The sequence below is a fragment of the Staphylococcus sp. IVB6181 genome, from assembly GCF_025561445.1.
Taxonomy (GTDB): Bacteria; Bacillota; Bacilli; order Staphylococcales; family Staphylococcaceae; genus Staphylococcus; species Staphylococcus simulans_B.
In genome coordinates, this window is the sequence record NZ_CP095096.1 from 59,128 (window position 1) to 78,427 (window position 19,300).

General features: G+C 37.7%; 14 protein-coding genes and 1 pseudogene. 11 read left to right on the forward strand and 4 right to left on the reverse strand.

What is annotated here, in order from left to right:
• The first annotated feature begins 33 nt into the window (after positions 1 to 33).
• Entirely contained in the window at positions 34 to 1,932 is a 1,899-nt protein-coding gene (locus MUA90_RS00280) for a hypothetical protein (protein ID WP_262587569.1), read from the forward strand.
• A gap of 96 nt (positions 1,933 to 2,028) precedes the next feature.
• Here MUA90_RS00280 and MUA90_RS00285 read toward each other — a convergent pair whose 3' ends face one another.
• A complete protein-coding gene (locus tag MUA90_RS00285) occupies positions 2,029 to 4,224 on the reverse strand; it encodes an amidase domain-containing protein (protein WP_262587570.1) in 2,196 nt (731 codons plus the stop codon).
• Positions 4,225 to 4,437: 213 nt separating this feature from the next.
• On the opposite strand from MUA90_RS00285, the gene MUA90_RS00290 reads away from it, so the two are divergent.
• Both MUA90_RS00290 and MUA90_RS00295 read left to right on the forward strand, forming a co-directional pair.
• Positions 4,438 to 7,260, forward strand: a complete 2,823-nt coding sequence (locus MUA90_RS00290; protein WP_262587572.1) for a YhgE/Pip domain-containing protein — start codon at positions 4,438 to 4,440, stop codon at positions 7,258 to 7,260.
• 171 nt (positions 7,261 to 7,431) lie between these two features.
• Positions 7,432 to 7,950, forward strand: a complete 519-nt coding sequence (locus tag MUA90_RS00295) for a DUF805 domain-containing protein (RefSeq protein WP_262587574.1) — start codon at positions 7,432 to 7,434, stop codon at positions 7,948 to 7,950.
• A gap of 119 nt (positions 7,951 to 8,069) precedes the next feature.
• Here MUA90_RS00295 and MUA90_RS00300 read toward each other — a convergent pair whose 3' ends face one another.
• Both MUA90_RS00300 and MUA90_RS00305 read right to left on the reverse strand, forming a co-directional pair.
• Positions 8,070 to 8,804 (reverse strand): glucose 1-dehydrogenase, encoded by a 735-nt coding sequence (locus tag MUA90_RS00300; RefSeq protein ID WP_262587576.1) that lies wholly within the window; start codon positions 8,802 to 8,804, stop codon positions 8,070 to 8,072.
• 82 nt (positions 8,805 to 8,886) lie between these two features.
• Positions 8,887 to 9,813, reverse strand: a complete 927-nt coding sequence (locus MUA90_RS00305; RefSeq protein ID WP_262587578.1) for a LysR family transcriptional regulator — start codon at positions 9,811 to 9,813, stop codon at positions 8,887 to 8,889.
• Between the two features lie 170 nt (positions 9,814 to 9,983).
• Here MUA90_RS00305 and MUA90_RS00310 point away from each other — a divergent pair, with 170 nt between their 5' ends.
• Both MUA90_RS00310 and MUA90_RS00315 read left to right on the forward strand, forming a co-directional pair.
• Entirely contained in the window at positions 9,984 to 10,739 is a 756-nt protein-coding gene (locus MUA90_RS00310; RefSeq protein ID WP_262587580.1) for an SDR family NAD(P)-dependent oxidoreductase, read from the forward strand.
• Positions 10,740 to 10,767: 28 nt separating this feature from the next.
• Positions 10,768 to 11,190 (forward strand): lipocalin-like domain-containing protein, encoded by a 423-nt coding sequence (locus tag MUA90_RS00315; protein WP_105994023.1) that lies wholly within the window; start codon positions 10,768 to 10,770, stop codon positions 11,188 to 11,190.
• Positions 11,191 to 11,255: 65 nt separating this feature from the next.
• On the opposite strand, the gene MUA90_RS00320 is transcribed toward MUA90_RS00315, so the two are convergent.
• Positions 11,256 to 11,765: a YagU family protein gene (locus MUA90_RS00320; protein ID WP_105994022.1), complete on the reverse strand. Its 510-nt coding sequence runs from the start codon at positions 11,763 to 11,765 to the stop codon at positions 11,256 to 11,258.
• 179 nt (positions 11,766 to 11,944) lie between these two features.
• Here MUA90_RS00320 and MUA90_RS00325 point away from each other — a divergent pair, with 179 nt between their 5' ends.
• From MUA90_RS00325 to MUA90_RS00350, 6 genes and pseudogenes are all read left to right on the forward strand, one after another.
• Positions 11,945 to 13,810 (forward strand): BglG family transcription antiterminator, encoded by a 1,866-nt coding sequence (locus MUA90_RS00325; RefSeq protein WP_262587583.1) that lies wholly within the window; start codon positions 11,945 to 11,947, stop codon positions 13,808 to 13,810.
• A gap of 78 nt (positions 13,811 to 13,888) precedes the next feature.
• Positions 13,889 to 15,837, forward strand: a pseudogene (locus tag MUA90_RS00330) (fructose-specific PTS transporter subunit EIIC).
• Positions 15,838 to 15,850: 13 nt separating this feature from the next.
• Complete coding sequence (gene manA, locus MUA90_RS00335; RefSeq protein ID WP_262587585.1) at positions 15,851 to 16,786, forward strand: mannose-6-phosphate isomerase, class I; 936 nt, start codon at positions 15,851 to 15,853, stop codon at positions 16,784 to 16,786.
• A gap of 465 nt (positions 16,787 to 17,251) precedes the next feature.
• Entirely contained in the window at positions 17,252 to 17,773 is a 522-nt protein-coding gene (gene isaB / locus MUA90_RS00340; protein ID WP_262587586.1) for an immunodominant staphylococcal antigen IsaB family protein, read from the forward strand.
• Between the two features lie 241 nt (positions 17,774 to 18,014).
• Positions 18,015 to 18,356 carry an amidohydrolase family protein gene (locus MUA90_RS00345; RefSeq protein WP_262587588.1) on the forward strand — a complete coding sequence of 114 codons (342 nt, stop codon included), beginning with the start codon at positions 18,015 to 18,017 and terminating at the stop codon, positions 18,354 to 18,356.
• A gap of 83 nt (positions 18,357 to 18,439) precedes the next feature.
• Positions 18,440 to 19,252 carry an amidohydrolase family protein gene (locus MUA90_RS00350; RefSeq protein ID WP_262587589.1) on the forward strand — a complete coding sequence of 271 codons (813 nt, stop codon included), beginning with the start codon at positions 18,440 to 18,442 and terminating at the stop codon, positions 19,250 to 19,252.
• The last annotated feature ends 48 nt before the right edge of the window (positions 19,253 to 19,300 follow it).

Sequence of the window (19,300 nt, forward strand, 5' to 3'; positions counted from 1 at the left end):
ATAGCTGCATAGTGATGAGGAAAGGTGAAGTGAATGAAAAAAGAGAGATACCCTGATTCAAATCATAAAAATAAGTTCAGCCATTCATTTAAATTTACAAGTGCTGTTGTATTGTTAAGTACGACGTTATTTAGTTATAACTTAACGTCCACACCTGCTGTGGCAGTGGAAAACCAAACAGATATTAAAACCACACAAGATACTAATGCAACAACACTTAAGTCGCGTATAGAAGAAGCGAAAAAAGAAATTAATCTTATTAAAACAATGAATGATAGAGATAAAGCTAAATTCAAAACAGATATCGATAAAGCAGAGCGTGTATCGCAAATAGACGCAATTTTAAAAGATGTTAAAGAAAAAGAAACACAACTTAAAGAAGATAAAGCAGCTTCTGATTTAACAAAAAATAATGAAACACAATCAAATACTTCTACTCACAATGAAAATCAAACAACTCAAGGTAATGAAGCAGCGGATGTATCAGACCGATTAGAAAAAGTGCGTGAAGATTTGAATCAAACTTCACAACAAGCACAAACAAGTGATCCAAGTACTTCATCTCAAGTGGCAGATGCTCAATTAAAGCAGGAAAAGGCCAATCAAAGTATTGATGCATTTATCTCAGATTTAGAAGCACTCTCTCATAAAGTTGATAATGGGAAACTAAATGATGGTGAAAGAGACCTTTCTGACAATGAGGACGATAAAGCGGATGAAGTGAACACACAAGCTTCACAAGCATTAAGTACTATTAGACATGATATTGATCGTGTGACAACTGCACGAGAAACAACGAAACAAGATTTAGACCAATATGTTCAAAATAAAGAGGCCAACTTGCAGGAACTGGAAAATAGATTAGCTGAACGCCATGAACTTTCAAAATCAAAAGCCGACCATCTCATAAATGAAATTGAAACGACTAAAGAAAACTTAAAACAACAAGATAGTATTGTCTTAGACCGTCTGCAATCTGCTTCAGATAAACGAGAAGCAGTGAAATCCATTATCGGCAGTACTGTGGATGAACAACAAACACAGTCTATACTTGATCGTATTGAAACTAAAGGCAAAACAGACTCACAAATTGCGAGCCAAGTCTTAAGTCAATTAGATGGACTCTCTTCCTTCTCAAGCGACAGCTTATTAGAATCTATGTTTGATAAAGCAGAAGATAAAGAAGCGTTGATTCAGACTTTATTATCTACGAAATTTGAACAACAAGAAGCAGCGGATAAAGCTTCAGAAATCATGCGCAATCATCCAAACAGTGCACAAATTGTACAACTGCTTAAACAACATTATGGTTCAGATGTTTCAGGCGACGATATTCTTGGCAATGTGATTGACCAAGCACATAATCAGCGCCAAGCAATTGAAACGATATTAGCTTCTAAATTCAACGATGCTAAAGCACGTGCATTAGCGAATATCATCGTAAAGAAAGAAGATAAGAAGGCTGAACTATTAAAATTAATGACTTCTGATATTGATCGCCATTTGAATCATTTACTCAAAGTAGATAATGATATCAGTCGATTGAAATCAGATGTACGCGGTATCTTTGATCCGTTAAAAGACACACCAAGCTTATTGCAGCTGTCTAAAGAAAGCGGATTGGATAAACCATTGCTTGGCAGTCATACAGGCCTATTCAGCGGACCGAGTCTCCTAGATAAACTGTTAAGCAGAGACAGTGTGTTGGATAAAATTCCTGATATTCCAAATCCTTCGCAAGGACGTGCTTTATCTTTAGGCAATCCGTCTGATGACTTCTTAAGCGGTTTATTTGATGATGACGGCAACTTTGATTTGCCGGCAGCGGGTGAAGTCGCTAAACGCTCAGCATTGCCGCTAGGTATTGCATTCGTTATTATCGGAAGCGGTATTACATGGTTTGTGAAACGCCGTAAAACGAAATCATCTTAATCATTCAATTCATTGAAGAAAAATCATTATAAATAACGCTCCATTCAAAGGACCAATTGCTTGGTTTTGAATGGAGCGTTTTATCTTTGGAATATTTTATTTTTGGCCTTCAATATAACTTAATTCAGATGCATCTTGTGCGTCTATAGTTCTGTAAGAAATAACGCCTAAACCTTGAACGTTAGATTCAGAAATAACAATAGAACCATCTGGATTAACTTTTTCCACAAAGGCTACATGACCATAGATACCGTCTGCACCTTGCTGGCCAGCTTCAAAGACCACTGCACTATGTGCTTTTGGAGCATCAGAGACATGGTAACCTTTACGTTCTGCGCGATTATTCCAATTACGCGCATCACCTAAGTCGCCGCTGATAGATTGATTGAATTGTGCCATACGATTATAGACATACCATGTACATTGTCCATGCGGATAAGGTGTGTTGCCTGTCGTTTCTTCAAACGGTTTAAAGTCTCCATGGCTTTTTGTCGTACTTGGCTGGTAGTCAGATAGGTTAGGCATCTTTTGTTTGTCGAATTGTGTTAAATCATAATGACGGATCAGACTGTTCAATTTATCCGCATAACGTGTATCCGTCGCATAAGTTGTAGCTAAGTGTCTTGTTGCGGCACGATAGCTTGAAGCTTCGCTTTTCCAAGTCGGCTGATAAATCGTCGGATTGCCGTCAATGCCGTTTTTAATTAACGCCGCATAGTCTTCAAGTGATTCTTTTTCACTTGGATAACTGCGAAATTGTGCAGAGATTTGATACATACTGCTTCCGCTGTCTTCAAGCGTATTAAAAGTCGCAGACTGTCCTTGGTACGCACCCTTAATACCAAATAAGTTATAATGCGGTGCACGTGCTAGACTGCTATTGCCTGAGTCTGATTCTAAAATTGCTTGTGCAATCATGACAGAAGCATAAATATCTTCATCTTGTCCGATTTGATGTGCATCTTTCGCAATGGATTTAATAAAGTCGCGTGTAGCTTTATTTTCGTTGACTGCGAAATCACCAGACTGTTCTGAGCGGTTTGATACATTAGGCAACAATTGGAAGGTCGCAGTTGTTCTGAGGTTCGAACGTCTCAAATCACCTTCAAACGATTGTGCAGGTTTTTGTTTATGTTTCCTCTCTGATTGAGAAGGCAATTGCGGGTTTTTATGATTTTCTTTCGACTGTTTTGAAGATGCTTGTGGCGATTTGGATTGTTGAGGTGTCTTAGGCTGTGCTTGTTTTTCTTTTTGCGCATCATAATCTGCTTTGCTTTGTTTCGCATCTTCACTGTATTGATCTAGTATCGATTCTAAGACACGGTCATCTGCTTGTGATTCTGACTCAGGTGCTTTTGTGTCTTCTTGAGTATCTTGCGTTGTATCACTCTCTGATGAAGTGCCTGTATCAGTACCATCATTATCCGGTGTTTCGGTTGGATTGGATTCTGAAGGTTCTTGTGTATCTTTATCTATAGTTGCTGAATCATCAGCAGCGTTGGAACCGGCTTCGTCTAGTTGCTGGAGAATGTCATTGTCATCTTGTGAGACATCCGGTGAAGTTTCAGAGTCAGCGTTGTTATTTTGTGTATTAGAGTCTTGTGTCTCATTAGAGGATTCAGATACATCGTTGTTGTCTGTATCAGTTTCAGGCGCTGGTGTATCAGAATCGGTATCTGGTTGGGATGCTGTTTCATCTTCTGATGGCTGTACTGGTGTTGTTTGATTGTTGGTATCTTCATTCATGAAGAAAGTTTCATTAGAACCATTGGGTGCTGGGTTAGACGTTGTTTCCTGTTTGGTTGAAGGCGCTTGGTCTGTTTCATTTTGGCTGCTTTGGAAGAAGCGGCTGAACCAACTATGGAAACGATGATTGTTTGTACGTTGTTCTGCTGGTTTAAAGAAGTCTAACGTATATTTATCATAATCGCTTGTAGGTGTATCAGTGTTAGTTGATGGTTTTGTCGTGTTTTTTTCTTGTGCATTGTCCGCAGCTTTTTGTGCTGACGCTGTTTCATCATGTGTGGACGCTTTAGATTTTGGTTCTGTTGTTTTAGATGATCCTTTTTCTATGTCATCATCATTTTCAGAAGAAGCAGCTTTTGAGTCATCTGCTTTATCTTCTGTATGTGAAGTGTCCGATGATTTTGGTGTGCTGCTTTTCGAATCCTCTTGTGAAACATCAGGTGCAGTGATTTCATCTGAAGCCGCTGTGCTGATATTATTCAAGGGGAAAGATGGAAGGAGTAATGAAGTCGAAAGCATACAGACGAATAATTTTTGTTTCTTCATGAAAATACCTCGCTTAAATATTATACTTTACTATGTACAAACTATCGTTTGACTTGGTACACTGGTTACAGTCTTATGGTAAGTTGACACCGATTAACTATTTGAGATATACCCTTTCTAATGAAGCCATTATATCAATTTATACAAAATAAACAAATAGTGAATTTGAATTAATGTTAGGTTTAAAATAGATACAATTTTAGAGGTGTATAAATGAAGAATGCAATCCAGCTGTTTCTGATGGATTTAAAGAAAATCATTAAAAACCCAGGTGTGCTGGTGATTTTAGGCGGTATCGCCATACTGCCGTCTTTTTATGCATGGTTTAACTTGGATGCGACTTGGGATCCGTACGGAAACACAAAAAATATAAAAATTGCTGTGGTTAATGAGGATAAAGGAGATAAAGTCAAAGGCAAACAGATTAACGTAGGCGACACCATTGTCGATACCTTAAAGAAAGATGATCACTTTGACTGGGAATTTGTCAGCCGGAAGAAAGCTGACCATGACTTGAGGATGGGTAAATATTACGCTGCGATGTACATACCTGATAAGTTCACCCATCAAATTACAGGAACATTGAGAAAAGACCCTCAACAAGCAGATGTAGAATATAAAGTGAACCAAAAACTGAACGCAATTGCGCCTAAAATGACAGATGCAGGTACCAGTGCCATTGTCCAAAAGGCGAATGAGAAGTTTAATGAGACCGTCACAAAAGCCTTGTTAGACGAAGCCAACCGCTTAGGTATCAAACTGGAAAAAGAAATACCGACGATTAACAAGATTAAAAAAGCAGTCGGAACAGCCAACGATTCTATACCGAAAATCAATGAGTTCGCAAAGAAAATCTTATACTTGGATCAAAACCAAAATCAGCTTGATGGCTACGCTGATAAGTTCAGAGGTTTAGACAACTATAAAGGCGATGTCTTAGATGCGGTTGATAAATTAAACCGAGTGAATGCGGCAGTACCGGCATTGAATGAGAAAGCAAAACTGATTCTCGCACTGAATGAATACTTGCCGAATATAGAACGCGCTTTAAATATTGCATCGAATGACGTACCGCAAGCCTTCCCGCGCATTAACCGCGGTGTCGATATTGCGAGCGAAGGGGTTGAGACAGGCAAACAAGGTCTCAATGAAGCACAAGGTTACTTATCAGCTGTAGAGCAACGTGTCGGCAGTTATCAAGAAGTGCTGGATAATGCACAAAACGTGAACCAAAATGTAAATCAAAACTTGCAAGAACGTGCTGATACAGCACCGCAAAGCATGTCTGCATCAAGAAATTATCAAACTGCTCAAATGAGTACGAACGATAATTCCAGCAACGATACATTCAATCAAAATGATGTCAGTGCAATGGAATCGTCTCTCTCAACTGCATTGTTATCATTATCCAAACAGGCAGAGCAGCAAGCAGAAAGCAGTCAAAAAGATCTCAATGCGATGGAAAATATCACGTATGGTATTTTAGCTTCTGATCAGCCTAAAGACTTTAAAGGACCTTTAGACAATATGACAGAACGTCTTGAAGTGACAAGCAAGACTAACCAGCAGCTGATTGATATTCTTTCAGAGTTAGAAGAAAGAGAACATGTGGATTTATCTCAAGAGATACAAGCGTTAGAAGCCGCAAACAACAGAGTCAATCACTTGATTAAGAAACAAAACCAATTAAGAGATGCCTTAGCGAACGGCAGTTCAGGTAAAATCGAAGCGGTGGATTTATTAAAAGAATTGCCGCGTGTGGATAGTGCATTAAGCGACTGGAGAAATTATATCCGCTCTGATTTGAATCAACGTCTCATCAATGTCTCTAATGAAATTATGTCAGTGTTGAATGAAGGCGAAACAAAACTATCTGCAGTACAGTCTAAACTGAATACGATTCATCAAGTTATCGATGAAGGACAATCTATCTTAAATATTGCCGGCGATAGAATCGACACGATTCAAAGTGCATTGCCGGGACTTGAACAACGTTATATGGATGCGATGGCAGTTGCACAGCACTACTATCCAGAGTTCAAGCAAGGTGTAGAACGCGCAGCATCATTTATCAGAAACGACTTGCCTGAGTTGGAACAGCAGCTGGCAGATACAACTGCAACGGTAAACCAAAATGTACCGACATTGTTTAGCCGTTATGATCGTTTAGTGGACTTGCTGAATGAGAATCAGCCGCAAGCTAAAGAAGACTTGCATAACTTAGCAGAATTTATCCGTCATGATTTGCCTGATATCGAGAAGGATATCGCAAAAGCCAATAAACTCTTTAATGAAATTGAAGATGATGACGCAGTAGATAAAATGGTGGATTTACTGAAAAATGACTTGAAGAAACAAGCAGATGTCATCGCCAACCCGATTAATATTAAAGAGAAAGATATTTTCCCTGTTAAAGATTATGGTTCCGCAAGTACACCATTCTATACAGCACTTGCGATTTGGGTGGGAGCATTGCTGATGGTGAGCTTGCTTACGACAGATAACAAGCACACTGCCATGACGCAGCAGCTCACAACGAGAGAGACATATATTGGCAAGATGGGACTGTTCTACCTTATCGGTATTATTCAATCCTTGATTGTGTCTATCGGGGACTTGATTATCTTGAAAGCACAAGTGGAACACGTTGGATGGTTTATCGGACTTTCAGTCCTTTCATCACTCGTGTTCGTATCGATTGTGTACACCTTGGTGTCATTACTCGGCAACCCAGGGAAAGCCATTGCGATTATTATGTTAGTCCTGCAGATCGCAGGCGGCGGAGGTACATTCCCGATTGAAGTCACGCCGGAGTTCTTCCAAATGATACATCCGTTTATGCCGTTTTCGTATGCGATTGATGCGATGAGAGAAGCGGTCGGAGGTTATGTACCTGAAATCTTAACGAAGAAGGTTATATTCTTATCCTTATTCGGTATCGGCTTCTTGTTAATCGGTATTATCTTTAAACCGATGATTGATCCTGTGATGAGAAAAGTAGCAGAAAAAGCTGAGAAAAGTGATGTTATGGAATAAGGTTGATATCAAAGGAGTCTGGGTCAAACCAGGCTCTTTTTGATTGCGTAAAATACCTAAATTAAGATGTAAACTACATGAGAATTAACAAATAATTTACTAAAAATTAATTTGAGTTGCTTAACGCTATCTGTGTATAATGTTACTAAAGTAATGGGAGAGGAGCGCGTTATGAACCAATCTGAAAATCAAATCATTAAAAGTTATAAAGAATTTTGGACACGTTTTGTCGATGTAAAAGGACGTTCTCATCGTCCAGACTATTGGCATCCGTTTTGGATTAACATGGTCATTTCAACTATCTTAGGGGTACTTTCAGGCGGAATATTAAGTTCTATCTTCGGTCTTGCGATTATGATTCCATCATTTACAGTGATGGTAAGACGCTTGCATGATACCAACCGTTCTATGTTATTTGCGATTATTTCATATGTCAGCGGTATTATTGTGATGGTTGCAATGTTTATATTCTTCTTCGGCGCGATTTTAGCAGCCAACGACAGCAGCGGCGCAGCATTAAGCATATTATTCATTTTAGGTGTGCTAGGCTTTATTGCGGCAATTGCGATTTCTATCTACGTTATCTATTTATTGGTACTGCCTGGGGATCAAGCACCGAATAACTATGGCAGCGGCGGCAGTAACCAAACATTGCCAGAAGAATCTGTGCAGCATGAAGTTCAAATTTAATCAGTTGAAATTCTAATATATTAATAAAAGGCAGCTTACCAAGCTCAAAGAGCAGGTAGGCTGCCTGATTTTGTCATACAAGAATAATTGAGTATAAGTACTTGTGCTATGTTATGCATTTACAACGCTGTGATACCGCCATCAATCACAAATTCTGAACCTGTAGAATAAGATGCTTCATCAGAAGCTAAGAAACAAACAAGGTTAGAAACTTCTTCAGGTTGTGCAATACGGCGCATAGGAATAGATTTCTCAAAACGCTGTACGGCTTCTTTTACATCTTCTTGTTCTAACATTGGTGTTTGAATGACACCAGGGTGAACGGAATTAACTCGAATATTAAATGGTGACAAAGCGCTTGCGGCAGCTTTTGTCATACCTCTGACCGCAAATTTAGTGTCCGTATAGCCGATTGCACCGCCGACTAGTCCGTTCATAGAAGAGATATTAATAATAGAACCATTTTCTTGCTGCTTCATAACACGAGACACGGTTTTAATACCTAGAAATACTGAAACTTGGTTGATATTCACAATTTTCATATAGTCTTCTAATGAGAGTTCTTCAATAGATTGATTATAAGTAATACCTGCATTATTCACTAAAACATCGATTTTATCCCACTGTTTCAATACCTGATCAACAACACGTTCCCAGTCTTCTTGTTTTGTGACATCATGTTTGATAAACAGGGCTTGTTCCCCTAAAGCTTCTGATGTTTTTTGTCCTTTTTCCTCATTGATATCAGTAATCACAACTTTAGCACCTTCTGCTATTGCTTTCTTGGCATGTACTTCTCCCATACCTTGAGCACCGCCTGTAATAATCATAACTTTGTCTGTAAGTCTTCCCATATAGAACTTCCTTTCTGTATTATGTTCTCACTATAAGTGTAAACTTCTAACTCAGCGAGTTCTAATGAAAAGGTTTACATAATCAGGTTGATTCAGAGTTGAAATCTGTCGTAAAGGATTGAATAGCTGTGTCAATAAAACGTCTTGAAGCTTTAGTGAGTTTTCTGTTTTTAGGGTAAGCAATAGCAACCGTATTATTGTATTCTTGAATATCGAGCTTGAAGTAATAGGCACTTTTATGAATGTTGTTGTTTTTAACACTTTCAGGTACAAGGGTAATACCTAAACCTTCACTCGCAAGTTTTAATGCATTGTCGATACTCATGGTTTCCATAACGATATGCGGTTCAATGTTGTAAGTATTAAAGAAATGATTCATGACTTTTCTTAATGTCATATCAGATTTCAGCACGATAAACTTTTGGCGATTTAAATCGCTGTAAGAAAATGAAAATTGATAATCTAGTGTTTTAATATTTTTGGTGAACATATAATCGTTTGGAATCAATAGGTAGATAGGTTCCTTATACAGTACTTCATAGTCGATATTTTCGTTATCAATGGGAAGAATCGTAAGGCTCAAATCAATTTCATGCTGTTCTAATAGTTTTTCGATTTGTTTTGCATTGTCTTCAATCAGCTTAACGTCGATACCCGGATTCATTTTGATGAATTTCGGCAAGATATTATATAAATTATGGGATGCAAGTATTGGATTGACACCGATTTTAAGGCGTCCTCTCTTCAGGTTTGAAATCTCTTGGAGTTCATTCTCCATTTGATGGAAAAGCTGTTGCATTTGTTCGAGATAAGAGAGATAACGTTCACCAGCATAAGTTAAAGTAATAGGTGTATTTGTGCGGTCGATCAGCTGCACGCCTGCTTCTTCAATATCTTTAACAAACTTGCTTAAATAGGGCTGTGAAATGAAGAGTTGTTTTGCGGCATGAGAAATACTGCCATAAGCAGCAATCGCTTCTAAATATTGTTTTGCATTTTCTTTATACATACGACCACTTCCTAACCAATGATTGATGTCTACTATAACTAAATTGTTATAGATTTGATAGTTAAAAGCGTATTGTACAAATCAGCATACACAAGAGAGAATAGAGATGTAACGAAGACCAAATAACGTATTAACTTTCAGATAAATATAAAAACAAGGAGAATGGATTTATGACAAAAAATGTAATTATTACAGGGGCAGCACAAGGTATCGGTTATGCTATTGCTAAAGCTTTTGATAGCGAAGGTTACCGTGTCTTTATATTAGATATGAGTCAGGAAAAAGCAAAAGAAGCGGCAGACAGCTTAAAAGAAGGTCACGCTTATACTGTAGATGTAACGAATGAAACACATGTCGAAAATGCAGTTAAAGATATTAATGCTAATTACGGCTCTATTGATGTGCTTGTTAATAATGCAGGTATTCAATATATTTCCGCAACAGAGGACTTCCCATTAGAACAATGGAATAAAGTACTGGGTGTCATTCAAACAGGCACATTCTTAATGACAAAACATGTATTGCCGTTTATGAAACAACAAAAACAAGGGCGTATCATTGTTATTTCATCTGCACATGGTGAAAATGCAGACCCATACAAATCAGCTTATGTCGCTTCAAAATTTGCTCAAATCGGCTTTACAAAATCTGTCGCATTGGAAACAGTTGATGACGGTATTACAGTCAATGCAGTCTTACCAGGACCTGTCCGCACTGCACTTATCGAAAATCAATTAGCAAAACTAGCTGAACAAGATCAATCTACAGAACAAGAAGCCATGGAAAAACACATTACAGGCAAAATGCCTATGAACCGTTTATTAGAACCAGAAGAAATTGCGGATACAGTTGTCTTTTTAGCTTCTGATAAAGCTTCTGCCATCACTGGAGAAACAATCAGTGTATCAGGCGGTATGAACGCATAATTGAGTTTATAAAAGGAGAAATGTATTGATGTCACAACTTATGGAACAACTTATAGGAACATGGAAATTAGTTAAATATCAAGATGTTGCTGAAGATGGAAGTATTTATTATCCATTTGGCGAAGATGCAACAGGGTTTATTATGTATAACCCTGATGGTTATATGTCAGCGCAATTAATGAAACAAGGCAGACCTGCTTATGCTTCAGGCGACCTTCATAAAGGTACAACAGAAGAAATGGCAACAGCAGCTGAAGGCTATCTTGCTTATGCAGGCAACTTTGAAATAGACGAAGCACATTCAACCATTTACCATACTATGTTAGTAAGTATGAATCCGACATGGTTAGGTGATACACAGCCGCGTGAATTCTCACTTGAGGATGATATCCTGACTATCGTGAATGGTAATAATCGTAACCAAAAACTTGTGTGGCAACGTGTGAAGTAAATATCAAGTAAAACAGACTGCGTATCTCAAGGGATAAAAAGATACGCAGTCTGTTTTGATACATATTAAGCTTTCAACGCTTTATCTTTATAAATAGCATAGCGTCTGACTAATTCGATTGTCATCATCCAAACAATATGACCGAATAATTCTGATAGATGTTCATGGAAAGGTTGATCCCAAGGTGCAGGAACGGTTTGAATTAAAGGCATAAGTACAAGGTGGAACCCGATCCAAACGATGATACCGAAGACAGCACCATACCCTGCATAAATCCAGCTGTATTTTTTCGCTAAGTAGATATAGATTAAAGCAATAACGATAGAGAAGCTATAATGTACGATAAAGCTGACCCAAGGCAGCATCTGTTCTGAAAATTGGTAAGTTTGATGTGTAAAATCAGGTGAGAAACCTAATTGTTGAAGCAGTTGTTGAGGGGGATTAGTCGCATTACGCTCTGGTGTACGCGGCGGAAACATGACTTCCCATCCTAATTTAACAATCCCTGATAATAATCCAGCAATGACTGCTGTATAAATAAATTGCAAAGTGCTTTTGTTACGTGCTTGGTGCATGTGATCTCCTCCTTTTGAATAAGAGTATAATAACATGATTAGATTGCCGGAAATATAATAACTTATAATTATTTTGGAGAATTATGAATTTTATGTGAAATATTGTACTTTATCTAAGTATTAGGTATTTCTTATGAAATGGCTTACACTAAATGTAATAACATGAGGAGGCGGTTAGAATGATTGAAAGACATATTAATTTAATTCAGCTCTTTGTGAATAATGCCAATCATTTTTTAACATCTGATGATGTTGCTGCCTTCTTAAACGCGTCTAACAGAACGATACGTAATGATATAAAGTATGTGAATGCAGTGTTTTTGAAAGACTTGATTGTAAGTGTGAAATCGAGGGGTTATCAATTAAACACTGAACTTTACAGCGTTGAAACAGTTGAAACAAAACTCAAAGCGTATACAGATAGAGATCATAAAATTCTTGTGACATTAGGTTATCAGCTGTTAATGAATGAAATGCAATTAACAACACATCAATTAGAAAGCGACTATCATCTTTCAAAGAAGGAAGTTCTAGATTATATCAGCCGCATTCAAGCGTGGTGCGAAAAGTTTGATGTAGCTATCAAATTAAAGCCGCGCAAAGGCATTGAAGTAGTCGGAAGTCAGACTGACCTCAACAATGCAATTTTGCATTTGAATCAGCTGTCTACACACAATCATCGTGTAGAAGCTTTGATTTTAAATGAACTGCCTAATGCACATGTACAAACCATCGCACAGATTATTAAAGACAATTTGAAGCTGTTTAAGATTAATACGTCAGATATCCAAATTGAACAATTGCTGATCCATTTGATTTTGATTATAAAGCGAAGAGGAAATGATGAATATTTAGGCGGTTTAAATCAAGAAGCTTTAACCATTGCCCAGCAAATTGTTGAAGAGATCAACCATAAACTCAGCTACACACTTAATAAGCAAACCACTCAATTGTTTTCTTTCTTTATCAGTTATCACTTCAATAAGTTTGATTTAGGAGTTCAAAAGCTGTTTATTGAAAGTTACATCAATCGAATGATAGAGCGTATGGAAGAACGTATAGGTGTTTGTTTCACTCAAGACAAAATACTAAGAGAAAACTTATATTCTCATTTTGGACGTACGTATTTAAGAATTATGAAACAAGTCTATTTAAACAATCCGCTTACGAAAGAAATCAAAACATTGTATCCTTTTATTTTCAACGTACTTTACGACATCGGGCAACAGATGTCAGAAGATGCCGGAATAGAGCTTTCAGAAGACGAAATTGCATTTTTAACGATTCATTTTCAATCTTCTATAGACCGTAATGAACAAAATCATTTAAATGTCGTCATTGCTTGTTATTACGGTATTGGTATATCTCAACTGCTTGCGACAAAAGTATCAAAATTAAACGAGCATATCGTTGTAAAAGATACGATTAGATTAGAAGAAATTGAACAATATGATTTCTCCGATATTGATTTGTTAATCACAACACATGATATCAAAATCAAACATTTGCCGAAGGATGCAGAACTGCTTCAAGTATCGCCGCTGCTCAGCGAAGATGATAAACATCAGTTGGAAAGGTTGACCGCTAAGAAGTTGAAACCTGCAATGAAAGCAGATGAAATAGCGGGTTTCAACTTCATAGTTGAAGCTGAGGGCGATACGCCGTTCAATATGGCTGAAATTTTTGAAAGGGCACAAATGATTCTAGGTGAGAATCATGCTGTGTTAGAAGGCTATATCGAGAGTGCTTTAGAACGTGAAAGAATGTCTTCCACATATATCGGTAATCAAATTTCTATTCCGCTCGGGAATCCTGAAAAGGTGTTGAAGTCTCATGTACTGATATTCAAAAGCCAAAAAGGGTTCTATTGGAAAGAACATCAAGTCAAAATGGTCTTCTTCTTAGCGACTACAAAAAATGATATTCAACTGACGAAACGCATCATTCAAACGATTGCACAGTTTGAAGGAAATGCAATGGATGAATTACTTTATTTAGATGACCAGCCATTCAAAAACAAATTAATACAAATGATTCAAGGATAATTGCCGGTAGTAACGGTAATTATCTTTTTTTATGCCTCTTTGTTACCGCTTACAATCAAAGTAAGGAGTGTGATTCGGATGAAAATATTAGCAATTACGTCTTGTCCAAACGGTATTGCACACACATATATGGCGCAAGAAAAATTAGAACAAGCAGCCAAAGAAATGGGTGTAGAGATTAAAGTTGAAACACAAGGCGGCGTAGGTGCTGAAAACGTATTAACAGCTAAAGAAATAAAAGAAGCAGACGGTATTATTATCGCAGCTGACAGACAAGTAGACTTATCGCGTTTTAATGGAAAACGTTTGATTAACGAAAACGTAAGAGAAGGGATACATCATCCTAAACAATTAATTCAACGCATTATTGATCAAGATGCACGTATTTATCATCACGAAGGTGCTTCAGATGATGAAAGTTATGAAGAAGAAGAGAAGAAAAGCGGCGTGCAAATGGTCTATCAACACTTATTGAACGGTGTATCTTTCATGGTTCCGTTTATCGTTGTCGGCGGTTTGCTGATTGCAATTGCTTTAACACTTGGAGGAGAACTTTCCGCAAAAGGTTTAGTTATTCCAGATGATTCATTCTGGAAATCTATAGAAAAAATCGGGGGCTTATCATTCAGCTTTATGGTCCCTATCTTAGCAGGTTATATCGCCTATAGTATTGCGGATAAACCAGGGTTAGTTCCAGGTATGATCGGCGGTGCTATCGCAGCTGACGGAAGTTTCTACGGCAGTGAAGCAGGTGCAGGATTCTTAGGCGGTATCGTAGCCGGATTTATCGCAGGTTATGTAGCAAAATGGATTAAAAATGTCAAAGTGCCGAAAGCTATGGCACCGATTATGCCGATTATCATTATCCCGATTTTAGCTTCATTAGTGGTCGGTTTAATCTTCGTATTTATTATAGGTGCACCGATTTCTGGTGTATTCACAGCGTTAACAGGCTGGTTGAAAGGCATGCAAGAAGCCAATATTGTCCTTCTGGCATTGATTATCGGTGCAATGATTGCCTTTGATATGGGCGGCCCCGTTAACAAAGTTGCTTTCTTATTCGGTTCAGCATTAATTGCTGAAGGCAACTATGCAGTGATGGGTATGGTTGCGGTTGCAGTATGTACACCGCCAATCGGTTTAGGTTTAGCAACATTTATTCAAAAACGTAAATTCAATAACTCAGAACAAGAAATGGGTAAAGCCTCATTCACGATGGGTCTGTTCGGTATCACAGAAGGTGCTATTCCATTCGCAGCACAAGACCCGCTTCGTATCATCCCTGCCAACATGATCGGCGCTATGGTCGCTGCAGCTATCGCAGCTTTAGGCGGCGTAGGAGACAGAGTCGCACACGGCGGTCCTATTGTTGCAGTTTTAGGTGGCATTGAGCACGTATTATGGTTCTTCATTGCTGTCATTATCGGTAGTTTAATCACAACAGCAACTGTATTATTGTTCAAAAAAATGGACCAGCGGCTGTACTTGATGGAGCAGGTGCAACAACAGAACTTTCTGATAATCAAGAGGCTCACACACAAACAGAGCCGGTACATGCAGACACAACTGTACAAGAAACAAAGGAAAACAGTGTTTTCCATAAAAGCTTAATCGAATTAACAAACAGTGAAATGAAACGTGATGATGTGATTGATCGATTAATCACAGAACTGAAAAATCAAAATTATGTTGAAGACTTTGATTCAGTTAAAACATCAGTATTAAAACGTGAATCTGAATCTACAACAGCTATTGGTATGAATGTCGCAATTCCGCACGCGAAATCAGATGCAGTCAAACAACCTGTAGTCGCAGTATTGCAAAACAAACACGGTGTGGACTGGGAAAGTCTGGACGGCACATTGCCTAAGATTGTGTTCTTAATCGTCGTACCGAATAACAGTAACGATACACATCTTAAGTTATTACAAAGACTTTCTAAAACACTTATGGACGACGCAACACGAGACAGATTGATTAATGCAGATACGAAAGATGAAATCTACGACATTTTAAAAGCAATATAAAGGATGATAATGTATGGCACTATTTTTAAAACCAGTATTTCAAGAACGCATTTGGGGCGGTTCGGCTTTAACACAATTTAATTACGATATTCCAAATGATTTAACAGGCGAATGTTGGGCAATTTCAGCTTTGCCTCACGGATCAAATGAAATTGAAAATGGTCCGCACCAAGGTAAAACGTTAGAACAAGTATGGGAAGAAGATAAAGCATTGTTCGGTAATGACAAAAGAGATAAATTACCGTTACTGACAAAAATATTAGATGCAAATGATAAATTATCTGTACAAGTACATCCTGATGATGCTTATGCACAAGCACATGGAGAAGGTTACGGTAAGACTGAATGTTGGTATATTTTAGACGCCAAAGAAGATGCAGAAATTATTTACGGTGTGAATACAGATAACCAAGAAGAGCTGGAACGCATGATTGATAATAAAGCATTTGATGCTTTGTTCCATAAAGTAAAAGTAAAACCAGGCGACTTTTTCTATGTCCCTGCAGGTACCGTTCATGCTATCGGAGCAGGTATTATGATACTTGAAACGCAACAATCATCAGATACCACATATCGTATCTATGATTATAATCGTAAAGATAAAAACGGCAATACACGTGAATTACACTTAGAACAAAGTAAAGCTGTCATTGATGTTAAACAAACTAATCCTAATACAACGCCGAAACATGAAACACGTAATGGACAAGCCTATACACAATTTGTTTCAAACACATTCTTCACCGTTGAGAAATGGGATATTAAAGGTGAGTTAACATTTGAAAAGCCTTACGAGTACTGCTTGGTCTCTGTGATTGAGGGAAGCGGAGAGGTTATTATAGACGGAGAAACAAGCAATATAGAAAAAGGCACACACTTTATCATTACCTCAGAAGATTTAGATATTACTTTTAAAGGTGACATGAGTTTAATAGTAAGTCATTCATGATTGGAGTTTATATTATCATAAGGCTAATAATAGTCGTTGAATTGAAGTAAGGAAAACAAAACCTCCTCGATCCTTTAATGGAGACATCGAGGAGGTTTTGTACTACAAAAATTCATTTGAATTTTGAAAGTATGTGTTTGTTGGTATAGTTGCTTATGCACTAAAGACTGCTATCAATAAAATGATAAAAACAACTCTTGTACTTATTTGCCAAGACAGTACAGAAGTTATAGAACTATTAAGGTTCGTTAAAGTTTCACAACTACCATTTGTGAGCCTTTAATTCAGAGCTTAGTAAGCTTCCGACTTACTAGGCTCTTTTAATATATTGTTATATAAATTTTGCGCAATGTAAGTTAAACATAAAAGAGTGCTTTATAAGGGATTAATGAAATTATTTGTAACATTTGTAATATTATTATAATCTGAGAGTGAGAGGTTATCAAAATACGAGGAGTGTTAATCATGAAAAAGGTGATTATAGCGACAGGAGTAACTTTGACAACCGTACTTGGCGCAAGCCTAGCATCCCCGATTGACGTTGGTTCTCAAGCAGCATATGCCGAAAGTGAACAACCTTATTATAACTACACGGGTTATGCAAGTAATGACTCAAGCTTCATTTTGGATCCGAATTTTAAGAGAGCTATTGAACACGATAATGTAACGTTCAATGGACACAAAATTGATTTCAGCGAAGTCCCTGCTGGTAATTTAACTTCTACAATGGTTTATGACCAAGTGTTATTTATTAAGAAAGATTCAGGTAAAGTAGTATCTGCAGAATTCCCAGGCCATAGCATCACAAAAGCACAAATTGAAGAGGTATACGGTCCGCCTACTCATTTCAAAACGGGTGATGCTGTAACTCAAAAAGACTCAGGCACTATGTTCTATAATTTAGCCGGACGCTATATTGCATTTGATGTACATGAAGGTCAGCTGACAAATGTTTATCTTAACCCGCAATATTATTTAATTGAATAATTTATCGGACGTTCGCACATAGATTAAGCGCCTCTCAAATGTTAAGTGAGATAAGAAGTATGCTTTTTGCTTCTTATCTTGCTTCTTTATTTGTCTATAGGCTTTAAAGTGCATTAAATATGTGTTTGCTCAATGCGTTAAGTTTCTTTATTCTCTTATATGTTGTTAAAATTGAAGTGTGTTATTAAGAACATTGAATAATTTTTTGTTTATGTTGGTAAGAGAGAGATGGAGGGATTATATGAGCAAAAAATTTATTAACGCAACTATTTACAAGCATGATGATGCTTCTGAAATTTTAGTAGAGAATGGCAAGTTCGCCGCAATCGGTAAAGACTTAGGAGAAGCGGATGAAGTGATTGACTTGAAAGGACGTTTAGTATTACCGCCTTATGTTGATTCACACTTGCATTTAGATTACTACTTTACTGGACAAGATCCTAAAATCAAAAATGAATCAGGTACGTTATTTGAAGCGATTGATTTATGGAATGATTATAAAAAAGGTACAACTAAAGAAGAAATGAAAGAACGTATGCGTAAAGCTATCAATGATGTCGGGACTGTACAGACCCGAACTTAACAGGCATTAAAGCTGCGATTGAAATCAGAGATGAATTAAAAGACAATATCACAATTCAAGTAGTCGCATTCCCGCAAAACGGTATGTATTCATTCGAAGAAGACGGCAAAACAGGCCGCGACTTAGTAGAAGAAGCGCTGCAGCTTGGCGCAGACTGTGTCGGAGGTATTCCGCATAATGAGTGGAGTCCTGAAGACGGAGCGGAATCAGTAAAAGAAATTGTGCGTTTAGCGGTTAAGTATGACAAACTCATTGACGTACACTGTGATGAAACAGATGATGCAGAAGCACGCTACCTTGAACAATTGAACGCAGAAGCAATGAAACAAGGTTATGGTCCATACACTACTGCATCTCATACATGCTCATTCGGTTCAGCGGATGTTGCATATGCATTCAGAATGATGGGCTTATTCCGTCAATCTGGTTTAAACTTTGTATCATGCCCAACAGAAAACTTATTCTTGCAAGGACGTCAAGATACGTATCCTAAACGCCGCGGTTTAACACGCGTGAAAGAATTTGTAGATAATGATATCAACGTTGCTTTCGGACAAGATTCAATTGTGGACTTATGGTATCCGGCAGGTTCAGGCAACCTTATGAATATCTTAGATAATGGTCTGCATGCGACACAATTAATGCGCGAACAAGACTTCCCGCGCAACTTTGACCTTATCACTTACAACGGTGCGCAATTAATGCGTATTGAAGATGAATATGGTCTAGATGAAGGCAAACCAGCGAACTTCATCGTCGTTGATGCGCCGACAGTATTTGAAGCACAAAGACGCCGTTCAGACTGCCTTGCTTCAGTACGTAATGGCGAATATCTCTTCAAGAGAGCTTTACCTGAATATGAAACTGAATTAGATGTTACACGTAAAACAAAATAAACATCGTTGATATAAAAATGAGTGGAACAGCATTGATTTGCTGGGCCA